Here is a 13267-nt window from a genome sequence, read left to right on the forward strand (position 1 = left end):
TCATGGCGCTTTCGGAGACTACGACCCTTCGGGTTCCCAGGGAGTTGCGGGACGAGATCTCTCGACTGGCTGAGCAGCGAGGCACAACGATGCTCGGTGTCGTCACCGACGCGGTGAGTCGGCTCGGCCGGGAGGAATGGTGGTTGTCGGTTCGCGACGCGCTTGATGGATTGGACGCCGCGCAAACGGCCTCGTATCTGGCGGAGAGTGCGGGCTTGGACGCGGCGGTGGCGGATGGTCTCGATGGTCCGTGAGGGACACCTGATCCGTGGCGATATCTGGCTGGTCGACTTCGGCACGGACCCACAGGATCCCGAACAGTCCTTCAAGCGCCCGGCGCTCATCGTGTCGGACGACCGGCTGCACCATCCAAATCTGCAGATGGTCATCGTGATCCCGGGAACGTCTGCGATTCGTGGGATCCCATTGCATCCGGCGTTCTCCCCGGACAGCAACAATGGCCTGACCGCCGAGACGGCGTTCCAAGTCGAGCAGGTACGAGCCGTATCGACCGCTCGCCTTGTCGAGAGGCTTGGGCGACTCGATGCACTTGGGCTCGAGGTGATCGACGAGATACTGCGAAACGCACTCCGCCTGTAGCCGGTCCCGCCCCTCTCCACAGCGCCCGGATGAAGCGCAACGACGGCTCACCGGTCCACTCGTGCCTAGTCTCGGCGCGATGACAGGCTCGAACAGCACAGATCCGAACCTCATGCCGGCCACCGAGCTGGCGTCGCTCATTCGCCACGGGGAGGTGTCGGCGACCGATGCGCTCGAGGGTGCAATCGAGCGCTACGAGCGCTTCAACCCCGCGGTGAATGCTGTGATTCTCACCCGGATGTCCGAGGCGCGCGAACGCGCGGCTGCAGCCGATGCTGCGCTGGCGGCGGGGGAGTGCTGGGGGCCGCTGCATGGCGTGCCGATGACCATCAAGGAAGCCTTCGACTGGGCCGACACGCCATCGACGTGGGGCAATCCAGCCTGGGCCGCCAACGTGGCTGACACCGACGCCGTCACGGTGTCTCGGCTACAGCAGGCGGGCGCGGTCATCTGGGGCAAGACCAACGTGCCGCTCATGCTGGGCGACTGGCAAAGCTTCAACGACATCTACGGCTGCACCAACAACCCCTGGGATCTGACCCGGGTGCCCGGCGGGTCCTCGGGAGGCTCGGCGGTCGCACTGGCGACGGGTATGGCCTCGCTGGAGCTGGGTTCCGACATCGGTGCGTCGATCCGCAACCCGGCCCACTACTGCGGGGTGTTCGGCCACAAGCCCACGTTCGGATTGGTGCCCGACGGGGGTCACGCGGTGCCTGGTGCGCTGGTCGGCAGCGATATCGCGGTGTGCGGCCCGCTGGCGCGCAGCGCCGCCGATCTGGATCTGGCGCTCGATGTGCTCGCCGGGCCGTCTGGCTTCGATGCGAACGGTTACCGCGTGGCGCTGCAGTCTGAACACCGTGACACGCTGGGCGCGTTCCGGGTAGGCGTCATGTTGGACACGCCGGTCATTCGGAACTCGACGGCCATGATCGACACCTTGCAGCGGGCGGTGGATGCACTGGCGGCCGCAGGAGCCGACGTCAGCGAGGCCACACCGGATATCGACCAGCACGAGTTCAACGAGAACTACTTGATGCTGCTGCGCGCCGCCACGGGCGCGCTGGCCGACGACGCGATGTGGAACGACGCACAGTCCCGTGCCCACCGGTACAACGACGGCGACGGGGACTACCAATCGCTGGTCGACTACGCGATGACGATGAGCCACCGCGAGTGGTTCGCTCACCACAACAAGCGTGAGGGCTACCGGCAGGCCTGGGCGCGGTACTTCGACGACTACGACCTGCTGCTGTGCCCGATCGCCGCGTCGGCGGCCTTCGTCCATGACCACACGGGCACCCGGCCGACTCGCACCATCGACATCGACGGTCATCCGGAGCTGGGCGTGGATCAGCTCTTCTGGGCAGGTTGGAGCTGCAGCGTGTACCTGCCAGGCACCGTTGCCCCTGCGGGGCTGACCGCCGACGGGCTGAACCTGCCGGTCGGCATCCAGATCGTCGCCCCGCACCTGGGGGACCGTCGCTCTATCCGCTACGCAGCCCTCATCGAACGAACCCTCGGAGGTTTCGTCTCACCTCCCGGCTACGAGTAGCCGTCGTTGCGAGACTCAGTCGGAAGGGCAATCGCGTCAACTCTGCGGCCGCAAGGTATCAATTGTCTCGAACGGGAATGGTGACGCCGGATCGAATGTAGCGAAGATCGTCACTGCACCCCTCCAGAGAATCGAACGTGGCCGGCGTGCATCCATAGTAAGCCCAGAGTTCGTAGTGTTTGCCTTCTTCGAGTCGGAGTGTTGCAGAGACTGTCGTGCCCGAAATCTCATAATCGGATCCGCTGAACGAAGTGCACCGATGTGTGCGTGCCACTTCATCGACTTCGCAATGTCGTACCTCCAAGACATACTGCGTTTCTCCCGGATGTGCCTGCCATTCCGCGCGATAACATGAAACCAGCGTCCCGCTTGGGCTCAGCCCTTGGCAGTCTTCGATTGGTGTGGGGTTCACGTATATTGAGTTCTCCGAGTCTCCTCCGACGACAATCGTGACGGTGCCGTGCAGGACACAACCACTTGGTGCAGGCGGCAGTTGCACAGTGGCCGTGGGTACACCACAAGCGAAAACAGCAATCTCATAGGTGTTGCCGAGGACAAGGCCCGCACGCCATTCATGCAACTCGAACGATGTGTCTTGGGTGGTTTCGAAGCAGAACTGCGTTGAGTTTTCGCGATTGGTGCATCCGGGGAAGCCGCTGATCTTGTAATTGCGGGCACCGGTATAAGGCTCCCAACTCAAACCAAACACGATCGGGTCTGTACCCGGCCGCCGCGAAACTCTGATCTGAACGTCATTGTCCCGATGAGATATAGACCCGCTATCTGCCCAATCTCCTATGCCAACCGCTGAGTTGGCCGCAACGTATAGGCCGTATTCGACACCGCGCTTCAGGGAGGCAACTGTTGCAGGAGCCAGAGTGAATGATGTTGTGCTAGCCGAAACGCTATGGGATTCGACAATTTCTCCTTGCCACGGATCACGCAGCTCGATCACATAGCCAGTTACGGGTTCGGTATTGACAAAATTGTTAGGAGGTTTCCAAACCAAACGAACGGCCCCATCTGTGGTGGCGACTGCGGATACTTCGATTGGAGCTGGAAGAGGAACGAGAGCGCATGCAGGGTGTTCCTCGCCCACTGGCCAACTCTGTTGCGTCAAGTAGTAACAAGGATAATACACATGTCCCCGTAGTGACCGCACTGTTTCCGGGTAGTTGGCTAACGATCCTAACCTCTCGGGGCCCAATCGAGCATCGGGGCCAAGTCGAGTATTGCCGGTAGGCGTTCCGTTTATGTGGGCCAGGCCGATGTTGTGATCGAGTTCGTGTCCGACTACGAATAGTGTGCGTTCTCGAAGCAAGAGCGACGCCGGATCAGAACCAGTAACATGATGTACTATCGTTGCGCTTAGGTGGCTGGCGAATTGCGCACCGCCGTCTGGGAAGGACGGAGTGATATCGTCTCCATACACGATGTAATGGTTTGCGACGTGAGCCGACGGCGTCGTGTGGTGACAATCACTAGGTCCAAGCCTACCTACGGTGTCGCCGGTGGAAGTATGCCATCCGTCAGCCAAGGTATCCGAGATGATTACGTCTCCAACCTCAAAATGAATGTTCAGTATCTCCGATGACTGCCAAGAATAGAAAGGAGCCACTCGTACGTTCAACTCGTCCACAAGGTTGCTTCTGGTTTTCCGGGTGAAGAACTCATCGAAATCTGATTCAGTGCAAATGTGTACTTTGACTTGCAATTCTCCTCTCGGACGCCGCCACCAAGGCGAGGTCGAACTCGGTGAAACGGTGTCGGATCCGAGGCTGGCTGACGAGTCAGATGGGTCGGGGTCGGGGTCGGGGTCGTCCGGCGGTTCGCAGGTTGTCAAGGCGCGGGCTTCGTTGCCGACCAAACGGGCAGTCGTCCAGCGGTCCGCTCCTGCGATGCGGGTCATGTCACGACCGGCGATCTTCGATGCTGGCACCGCTGCAAGACCTCCCAGCACGCACCCGCCCGCAGCTGCGGCAACGAGACGAGCACGCTGTGTGGTGGGCATCTGGCCGTCGCGGGGCCCGGCAAGAACAATGCAATCGGTATCGACGACACCCGCGAGCGTGACAGCCGAATAGATGTCTGATTGCGCCTTCGCGTCAGAGCCGACCACAATCGGGATGTCGCCAACGCAATCTGAAGCAATCCACGGCTCAGCGCCGTCGAGGTACACCCCGGGTGAACGCACATCGGCAGGAAGTGTTGACCTCGAGTTTCCAGGCGAGGCAGTACCGGATACACCCCCCGCGAGGGCGCGGGCTTCGTTGCCTACCAAGCGGGCAGTCGTCCAGCGGTCCGCTCCGGCGATGCGTGTCATGCCTCGATTGGAGACTTTCGCCGCTGGTACCGCTGCGAGACCACCCAGGACATAACCGCCCGCAGCAGCGTCGTCCAACCGTGCCAGCTGGGCGGCGGGCATCTGGCCGTCGCGCGGTCCGACGAGAACGATGCAGTCTGTGTCGACGACCCCGGCAAGCGTGACAGCGGAGTAGATGTCCGACTGCGCCCTCGCGTCAGAGCCGACCACAATCGGCACATCACCATCGCAATCCGATGCAACCCACGGCTCAGCGCCGTCGAGATACACACCAGGCTCCTGCGCCCCGGCGGGAACAGCGAGCGTCACGGCAATCGTTGCTACGGCCAGGCCTGCAAGCAACAGGCGGAATGGCTTCACCATCAGATTCCTAACGGACGCCGGGGTCCTGAAAGACTAGGAGACTGCTGAGTAAGTCGGTTGGTGTGTCGGTGTTTTGGGCTTGGTTGGGCTGTGGTCGTGGGTTGGGGCGCGGCGGGGTTCGGTTGTGGGCTGCGGGTTCGGCTTGTCGGTGGGGGTTGGGTCAGGTGATGGCCCAGGTGGTGCCGTTGTGGTGGAGTCCGAGGCTGGTGAGGCGTTGGAGGTTGACCGCGGCGGCGCGCAGCCGCAGCCAGTGCCGGTTGTTGGCGGTGCCGAGGTAGGGGCATCTTCGGTTGCGGCGCACGATCCACGCGATGGTTCTTTCGGCCATGGGCCGCACGGTGCGGTATTGGTGCTGGAACCGGTCGGTGCGGGCTTGGACGCGTGCTGCTTTGAGCAGTTCGTGGTGGGGGTGGATCTTGATGACGCGTCCGTTCTTCGCGGTGGTGCAGCGGTCGCGTTGGGGGCATCGGGCGCAGTGTCGGCCGAAGCGGGCGTTGCCTTTGGGGGTGATGTGCACGGTGTGGCCTTCGGGGCAGGCCACGGTGCCGGAGAACTCGCCTGTGTCGGCGTCGATGCTGTAGTCGATGTCGAAGTCGTCGATGCTGTAGCCGCCCTCGACGGCGACGCTCAGCGGCGGCGGCTTGATCACCGCGTCCATGGCGCGCTCGACGAGATCGGCGCGAAGCTGCCCGGTGCCATAAGCGCTGTCGGCGAGCACCGTGGTGCCGGCGGGCTCGCCGTCGAGCAGCCCCATCGCTGCGTCCGCGTCGCCGGCGTCGCCGCCGGTGAGATCAGCAGCGGTGACCAGCCCGGTGTCGGGCTCGGCCGCGATGTGGGCCTTGTAGCCGTCGCGGTAGCTGTGAGAGGTCTTGTGGGTGTGACGCGACTCGGGATCCACCACGCTGATCACCCGGCCCTTCGCGGTGCCGCGGGCGATCCGCCACCGTCCCGGCCCCCCGGCGGGCTCCACGTCCTGGCCCGCGACCAGCCCCAACAGGCCCACCGCGTCGGCCTGAGCAGCGTCGAGATCGAGATCCGCCGCAGCCGCAGCCAGTTCCACAGCGTCGTCGACCAGCTCGGACACCAGCCGCTCGGCGTCGGCGGGATCGCACCAGTCCACGACCGGCCCCGCCGGGTCCAGATTGCGTTCGCGCACCGGCACCTCGCCCAGTTCGGGAACCAGCCTGCGGACCCGTCGGATCTGGTTCGTCACCATCGTCACAGTGTCCTGACGGGCCACAGCGTCGTCGAGCACCGTGGAATCGAGCACCCGCCGAGCACTGCCAGCCACAGCGCCCGTCACAGCAATCAGCTCCCGCACCGCGTCGAACACCCGATCCGGGCGGCCGCTCGCGCGCAGCTTGTTGCGCCACAGAGTCAAAACCGTGGGATGGAACGCCGCCTCGGTCAGCGCCAGCCCTGCCGCGGCCTTCCACGCCACATCGGTCTGCAACCGCCGACACGCCTCACGGTCCGACAGGCCCTCGAGAGCCTGCAGCACCATCACCGCAGCGATCACCTCGCCCGGCACCGACGGACGGCCCCGACCCGACCCGAACAGATCCTCGAACAACTCGTCACCGAACAGCCGGCCACGATGCTCGGCCAACAGCGCATACACCGACCCCGGCGGCACAAGATGCCCGCACACCGCCGCCGCGTCCAACAACACCCGATCCTGAACCGCTGAGCCCTGCACCCCGACATTGTCCCGCGCGCCCCCACCCCGCACGCGGAAATCGCGCCCAATAAATCAGCAGTCTCCTAGTTGTCGGCGCGATGTAGTTCGTTGGGACCACAAGCTCAGCCGGTGTGTGCGTGGAGTGCCTCTGTTCCGATGGCGAGGCACTCCAGATCACTATGGATCAGTTGAAGGCTCCGCGGCCTGAGACGGCGGCAAACCTGCCGAACCGGCGGCCCCGGCCGCAGCATCTGCGGGCATGCCGATCCCCAGATAGCCCTCAATGCGCGCGAGTCGCTGCCCATTGAGAGCGACCTCTATGCGCACGGCGCCGACCTCAGCACGAACCTTGTCGGTGCTGCGCTGTTGGTGCCACACGATTGCTAGTGCGGCCAGCACCATGGTGGCGATCTGCGCGAGCGCCGCGGCCGTCATGTCGCAACCGTACCAAACCCGCCACGGCCGAGCCTGTGACATTTATTGAAAACACTTGAAAATCTGCAAACCTGCGACGACCGCTCACGCGGATGCGCTTCATCGACATCATCTCCCGTCAACCCCAGCTCACGGGACGACCGTGAAGATGGGCGAAATGGCGTAGATCGGCCTGTGCTCGTCATCGTTGCCCGTGATGCGCCCCACAGTGACATCGACCGCGCCGACAGGGGCGGTGTTGTCGGCCGGGTCTCTCGGCGAGCCCGCAGCGACGAGCCCCATGTTGTTCGAACCCATCGGAAACTTCGGATCCGCGACCCCAGAGGCGTCGCACCCGGTCCACACCATCGCGTTCTCGTGGAAATGGGCGGAGTTGCCGGTGACATAGGCGCCGTATTCGGTGTTGACCCACTCGTCGCCATAGAAATCGGAGTACTGCTCCACAATCAGCGTGGGACGGTCCTGCCAGCCGCCGTCCAGCCAATGGACCGGCACCGCGATGGAGCCCGCTTCCGCGATCTTGGTGTTCGTCACCGCGTCGACCGCAGCGGTGCACACCACCGCTGTGAACTGCGACGCGACCCTGTGGATGACCGGATCGGTGTACGGCTCGGCTGCTGGTTTGCCCCGGACAGGTTTACCCCGGACAAGGGTCCCCGCTGCCTCCTCCTGGACGAATTTGTTGTAGTCCTCTATGTCCCCCGACGTGGGAAGCGTTGCGCGTTGGGTGACGAACACCAGTCTGAACTGGTCCCCCACCTCGGCACCGTCGGGGATGTGGAGCCAGCTCGTGGTCACCGGGACACCGCGGGCCACGAAGGGGGCTTTGTCGTTGACCACGGTGTACACCGCGAGCTCCAGCGAATTGCCGCCCGAGTCCACCGCCATGTTGGCCAGGCCCGCGCCCTGATAGAACGCGTCCGCCACGCTGGCGCCCGACACAGCGCCCGAGTCCTCGGAATTGCTGGAGGTCTTCGCCAACCGGTGCACGGTGCCGCGGAGGTGGCGCCACACCAGCACATAGGGCGTGTCAGGAGCCAGATGCGTTCCCGGCGGCGCCTCAAAAAAGCTGTGGCCGGCCGCGTATTCGCTGGGGCTGAGCAGGTCGAACAGCTTGGCGCCGGGCTTGCCGCCCAGATCGGCGTGCACCGCCACCGACACCGAAACCGGCCCGTCGGGGAACTGGCTGCCGGAGCCGTCGATGTCGACGCCGATCCCCAGCAGCCGGTACCCGTACAACGCGGCATCGGACTCGGAATCGTCGGTTTCGCAGCAACCGGTGGTGAAGCCTTGGGAGAGCACTTTGTTGGTGCCCCCGGCGGAGGCGTAGCTGTTGTGGGTCTGGCCGAGGTTCTGGACCATTGCGGTGAGCGGTTCGCCGAAGATGGCCATCAGCGGCGGGTCGCATGTGAAGCCGTTGCCGCTGTTGCCGTCGAGGGTCACCCCGGACGCCGACGGCGAGTCCACCGAAGTGGACGGGGTGCAGGCGTGGCGGCCCAGGGTGACGCCGCCCATCCGGTCGACGGAGTCGACGTCTTGGAGGAGCTCGTATGAGTCGGTTCCTGTCACGGTCGCGCCTTGGGGGGCGGTGAATTCGTTGATGCCGAATATCTGGCGTGTGCTGACCATCCGGAACAGCTCGGTGCCTCCGTCGCGCAGTTCCCACGGGTTGGTGAAGCCCCCGTTGTGGGTTGTCGTGTCGTCGAGGCTGAATGTGACGCCGCGGATGAGGTAGCGGTCCGCTGTCCCGACGGTGAACTCGACACCGTTCTGGTCGCCGACCGACACGATTTCCTGGTTGCCCCCGATTTGGGCGTAGGTCGAGACCAGGATGCCGCTTTTGCGCTGCGAGCCCTTCACGGCCAGGCGCAGCACGCCGGTGCGGGTGCCCTTGTCCTGGAGCGTCGCTCCGGTCTCGCCGCCGGTGTCCTCAGCATCGGAGGTCGTCTCCTTGATCGACAGCGACGACCCGAAATCTGACAGCACGATGTGGTAATTGTGGTTCTGGTAGGCGAACGTGCCCGCCGGGGCGGTGAAGTCGTTCAGGCCGACCGCGAGCGACGCCGGGTTCTCGAAATCGAACAGCTTGGTGTCCGCGCCTACGCCGGGCCGCCCGGGAGCGGTGCCCGCCCACAGCGACACGGTCAGGCTCGACGGCGCCGCGGCCAGCTCGATCGACACGCCCGAGATCTCATAGCCCTGACCGTGATCGCCCAGCCGGAACCCCATCGCGTACTGCTCGGTGATCGTCGCGTCGGCCGAGTGCGTCTGGGCCGTGTTGGCGACCAGCGTCGACGAGGGCAGCCTCGGCACTCCCGCAAGCGGGCCGAACGGCAGGCTCGTGACAGTCTCGACGGTGCCCAAGCTGTCGGTGAACGACACCTCCACCTTGACCAGCTCGCCGACATCAGCCGCCACACGGCGGTAGCGGGCCGAGTCGGCGCCCACCACGGTCTCGACGCCGGTGCCGCTGTCCACCCGGACCCACCGATAGGAGAACTCGTGCAGGATGCCCGTCGACTCCTGACTGCCCACATTGGGGATCCCGTCAGGATCCCCGACACGCGAAACGTCCGCAGCCAACACCCCCGCATCCTCCGCAGAAACCAAAACCCGCGGCACGCCGATGGCGTTTTGGGTATGTCTGCCGTACACCGCGATCTCCAGCGCAAAGCCGTTTGAGTCCACCGACAGGCTGTCGAGGCCGGCACCCCGATAGAACGCGTTCGCGATGCTGAAGCCTGTCAGCGCGCCCGAATCCGCGCTGTCGCCCGAGGTTCGCTGCAAGCGGTGCCAGGTGCCTCCGTTGTAGCTCCACACCAGCACATAGGAAGTGCCCGGATCCAGCGCCGTTCCCGGCGGCGCCTCGAAGAAGCTGTGGCCGGCCGCGAGCTCGCTGGGGCTGAGGAGGTCGAACAGCTTGGCGCCGGGTTTGCCGCCCGAGTCGGCGTGCACTGCCACCGACACCGACGTCGGCCCGTCGGGGAACTGGCTGCCGGAGCCGTCGATGTCGACGCCGATCCCCAGCAGCTCGTACCCGTCGGAGTCGGGACCGGTGGTGAAGCCCTGCGACAACACCTGAGAGCTGCTGCCCCCGGCGGAGGCGTAGCTGTTGTGGGTCTGGCCGAGGTTCTGGACCATTGCGGCGAGCGGTTCGCCGAAGACGGCCATCAGCGGCGGGTCGCATGTGAAGCCGTTGCCGCTGTTGCCGTCGAGGGTCACCCCGGACGCCGACGGCGAGTCCACCGAAGTGGACGGGGTGCAGGCGTGGCGGCCCAGGGTGACGCCGCCCATCCGGTCGACGGAGTCGACGTCTTGGAGGAGCTCGTATGAGTCGGTTCCTGTCACGGTCGCGCCCTGGGGGGCGGTGAATTCGTTGATGCCGAATATCTGGCGTGTGCTGACCATCCGGAACAGCTCGGTGCCTCCGTCGCGCAGTTCCCACGGGTTGGTGAAGCCCCCGTTGCGGGATGTCGTGTCGTCGAGGCTGAACGTCACGCCGCGGATGAGGTAGCGGTCCGCTGTCCCGACGGTGAACTCGACACCGTTCTGGTCGCCGACCGACACGATTTCCTGGTTGCCCCCGATTTGGGCGTAGGTCGAGACCAGGATGCCGCTTTTGCGCTGCGAGCCCTTCACGGCCAGGCGCAGCACGCCGGTGCGGGTGCCCTTGTCCCTCAGCGTCGCTCCGGTCTCGCCGCCGGTGTCCTCAGCATCGGAGGTCGTCTCCTTGATCGACAGCGACGACCCGAAACCCGACAGCACGACGAAATAATCGAGGTTCTGGTACGCGAACGCGCCCGGCGGGGCCGCGAAGTCGTTCAGGCCGACCGCGAACGACGGCGGGTCCTCGAAATCGAACAGCTTGGTGCGCGCGGTTGCGCCGTGGCCATGCCCAGGCGGGGGGCCCGCCCACAGCGACACGGTCAGGCTCGACGGCGCCGCGGCCAGCTCGATCGACACGCCCGAGATCTCATAGCCCTGACCGTGATCGCCCAGCCGGAACCCCATCGCGTACTGCTCGGTGATCGTCGCGTCGGCCGAGTGCGTCTGGGCCGTGTTGGCGACCAGCGTCGACGAGGGCAGCCTCGGCACTCCCGCAAGCGGGCCGAACGGCAGGCTCGTGACAGTCTCGACGGTGCCCAAGCTGTCGGTGAACGACACCTCCACCTTGACCAGCTCGCCGACATCAGCCGCCACACGGCGGTAGCGGGCCGAGTCGGCGCCCACCACGGTCTCGACGCCGGTGCCGCTGTCCACCCGGACCCACCGATAGGAGAACTCGTGCAGGATGCCCGTCGACTCCTGACTGCCCACATTGGGGATCCCGTCAGGATCCCCGACACGCGAAACGTCCGCAGCCAACACCCCCGCATCCTCCGCAGAAACCAAAACCCGCGGCACGCCCGTGGGGGACTGGTTAGGCGGAGTCTGGGCGTGGGCAGGAGTCTGGGCGTTGGCAAACCACAACACGATCGCCACAGTGGCAATGACCGCCAGTGCAATGAGCTGCAGCGGGAGCGTCGCACGACGCCGGGAGGCGGTCACGACCTACCTCCGGCTGGCCGAGCGCCAAGGTCCGGGGGGGGGGGGGTCATGGCGCGCAACCCACTACGGCCAAGCAACCACAGTGCGTGAGGTATACGCATGAATCGTTGAGGGTAATTCACGCGTCGAGCAGGTTGTTCGGTGCGTGGTCTATTGGTGTGGGCCGCTGACCGTGAACTCCAAGCGGTTGGACAGTTTCCGGTCGTCGTCGGTGCAGATGGTGCCTGTGTCGTCACAGTCGTTGGGGATCGGCAGTACGACGGTGACGTCGCCGGTGGAGTCGGGCTTGACGGTGATGCGCCAGGAGATGTTGCTGGGCTTGTCGGTGCGTTGCGCCTTCTTTATGGATCCGCCCGTGACGTTGAAGGCGTGGAGCTTGAGGGTCTTGTAGCTCAGGCGGAGGTTTTCGCTGAAGTCGAGGTCGAAGGTGAACTCCGACGTGCCGTTGTGGGTGGTCGGGGCAGAGGCGGTCACGCTGACGGTGAACGGGACCGGTTCCGACTCGGTCTCAGCCTCGGTCTCAGCCTCAGCCTCAGTTTCGGTTTCAGACTCGGTCTCGGTGGTCTGTTGTGAGATTGTTCCGGTCACTGTGATTTTGAAGCTGGCTGTCTCGTGGTAGGCGGTCCATGTCCGAACCTCAGAGCTGACGGTGAGGTAGTAGGCGTCGTCGGCTATCGACCAGCCTTGCGCACCGCCGGGGTCCTCGTCGCCGGCAGCGGACTCCTCGGTGGAATAGGTCTGCGGGATGAGCGCAAAAGCGTCGGTTCCGCTCGGGCTGACCCACTCGATGACAACGAAATAGGCCGTCTCGGCCGCCAGTTGCGGGCAGGCGTTTTCGCCTGTGGGCGCGTCGAAGGCGATCACGCCCGGCGCGGTGAAGGTCGACGGATCGGTCAAGGTGCAGTGCGCGTCGCCCGGCTCGCCGTCGGTTGTGGTGCTGTTGAGCGTCACCTGGAGCTGGTCTCCTGCGCTCGACGCATCAGGAAAGCTCGAAATCTGGATGCCGACCGCACCGAGTGCGTAACCGCCGGTGTTCGTGCCCGTCGTGAACGCCTGGGCAAACCCTGACCGAGCGGCGCCAAGGGTGCGCTGTATCCCGCCGCTGCCGCTCACCCCGACGCCCAGGTTGGCGACCAGGACCTGCGGCTCGGGTTCGTTGTCGTCCAAGTCCGCCGTCGCGATTCTGCTCAGCGCCTCGTTGATGGTGTGGACATCTGGGACCGGCGTGTCGGCCTGAAAAGCGTCGATGTCCGCTGTGGGAACAATGCGCACGGGAATGACTTGGCCGTCTTCCCAGTCGACGTCCACGTCGTTCCACTTGAAGCTGCTGGCACCCGAACTGTCCTCAGGAAACTCCAAGAAGAGATCGCCGACTTGGAGGGTGTAGTCCGCGGCGTCGGCAACGTCGGCCTCGAATGCCAGGCGAAGATCGCGGCCCGTGATGTAAGACCACAGCCACCTGACCTGCAAGTCTCCGCTCCCGCCCACATTGGAGAACAGATCCGCGGTGGCTGCGCCGACCGAGACGCTGCTGTACTCAGTCACCGTCATGTCCGCCGACCACAGCGGCTCTGGGGGCTCGTCCGCGTCCGCCGGCGTCGACCAGAACGCCATGCCCGCCAGCACCATCACCATCACCGCCAAGGCCGCCAGGGCGACCCTGATGCCGCGTGGGTTCAAGACCCGACCAGGCAGGCCACCGAGCGCCTCCCCTGCAAGGGCGTGGCCGCTGGGACTGATGCGTTTGTTCGACATCATCTCTTAC

8 protein-coding genes are annotated in these 13267 nt (G+C 65.0%); 3 read left to right on the plus strand and 5 right to left on the minus strand.

Annotation, left to right across the window (positions count from 1 at the left end; translation table 11 throughout):
- The first annotated feature begins 2 nt into the window (after nt 1-2).
- The 3 genes from ACOOHB_RS02255 (at nt 3) to ACOOHB_RS02265 (ending at nt 2152) form a co-directional block, all read left to right on the plus strand.
- Nucleotides 3-254, plus strand: coding sequence for a hypothetical protein (locus tag ACOOHB_RS02255; RefSeq protein WP_420443202.1), 252 nt, complete (start codon nt 3-5; stop codon nt 252-254).
- Nucleotides 244-600: a type II toxin-antitoxin system PemK/MazF family toxin gene (locus ACOOHB_RS02260; RefSeq protein WP_420443203.1), complete on the plus strand. Its 357-nt coding sequence runs from the start codon at nt 244-246 to the stop codon at nt 598-600. Before ACOOHB_RS02255 ends, ACOOHB_RS02260 begins: the two co-directional genes overlap by 11 nt.
- Before the next feature lie 79 nt (nt 601-679).
- Nucleotides 680-2152 (plus strand): amidase, encoded by a 1473-nt coding sequence (locus ACOOHB_RS02265; RefSeq protein WP_420443204.1) that lies wholly within the window; start codon nt 680-682, stop codon nt 2150-2152.
- Between the two features lie 58 nt (nt 2153-2210).
- On the opposite strand, the gene ACOOHB_RS02270 is transcribed toward ACOOHB_RS02265, so the two are convergent.
- The 5 genes from ACOOHB_RS02270 to ACOOHB_RS02290 form a co-directional block, all read right to left on the minus strand.
- Nucleotides 2211-4838: a fibronectin type III domain-containing protein gene (locus tag ACOOHB_RS02270; RefSeq protein ID WP_420443205.1), complete on the minus strand. Its 2628-nt coding sequence runs from the start codon at nt 4836-4838 to the stop codon at nt 2211-2213.
- A gap of 160 nt (nt 4839-4998) precedes the next feature.
- Nucleotides 4999-6537, minus strand: a complete 1539-nt coding sequence (locus ACOOHB_RS02275) for an IS1182 family transposase (protein ID WP_420443206.1) — start codon at nt 6535-6537, stop codon at nt 4999-5001.
- 159 nt (nt 6538-6696) lie between these two features.
- Complete coding sequence (locus tag ACOOHB_RS02280) at nt 6697-6954, minus strand: hypothetical protein (RefSeq protein ID WP_420443207.1); 258 nt, start codon at nt 6952-6954, stop codon at nt 6697-6699.
- A gap of 129 nt (nt 6955-7083) precedes the next feature.
- Complete coding sequence (locus ACOOHB_RS02285; RefSeq protein WP_420443208.1) at nt 7084-11502, minus strand: choice-of-anchor R domain-containing protein; 4419 nt, start codon at nt 11500-11502, stop codon at nt 7084-7086.
- Nucleotides 11503-11652: 150 nt separating this feature from the next.
- Nucleotides 11653-13260 (minus strand): choice-of-anchor R domain-containing protein, encoded by a 1608-nt coding sequence (locus ACOOHB_RS02290; RefSeq protein WP_420443209.1) that lies wholly within the window; start codon nt 13258-13260, stop codon nt 11653-11655.
- Nucleotides 13261-13267: the final 7 nt, after the last annotated feature.

The sequence above is a fragment of the Candidatus Poriferisodalis sp. genome, from assembly GCF_965215815.1.
GTDB lineage: Bacteria > Actinomycetota > Acidimicrobiia > Acidimicrobiales > Poriferisodalaceae > Poriferisodalis.

What these genes read in the sequence shown, in the direction of transcription:
- ACOOHB_RS02255 (WP_420443202.1), top strand. Translation starts at nt 3, where the DNA reads ATGGCGCTTTCGGAGACTACGACCCTTCGGGTTCCCAGGGAGTTGCGG.
- ACOOHB_RS02280 (WP_420443207.1), bottom strand. Translation starts at nt 6,954, where the DNA reads ATGACGGCCGCGGCGCTCGCGCAGATCGCCACCATGGTGCTGGCCGCA.
- ACOOHB_RS02270 (WP_420443205.1), bottom strand. Translation starts at nt 4,838, where the DNA reads ATGGTGAAGCCATTCCGCCTGTTGCTTGCAGGCCTGGCCGTAGCAACG.
- ACOOHB_RS02265 (WP_420443204.1), top strand. Translation starts at nt 680, where the DNA reads ATGACAGGCTCGAACAGCACAGATCCGAACCTCATGCCGGCCACCGAG.
- ACOOHB_RS02260 (WP_420443203.1), top strand. Translation starts at nt 244, where the DNA reads ATGGTCCGTGAGGGACACCTGATCCGTGGCGATATCTGGCTGGTCGAC.
- ACOOHB_RS02290 (WP_420443209.1), bottom strand. Translation starts at nt 13,260, where the DNA reads ATGATGTCGAACAAACGCATCAGTCCCAGCGGCCACGCCCTTGCAGGG.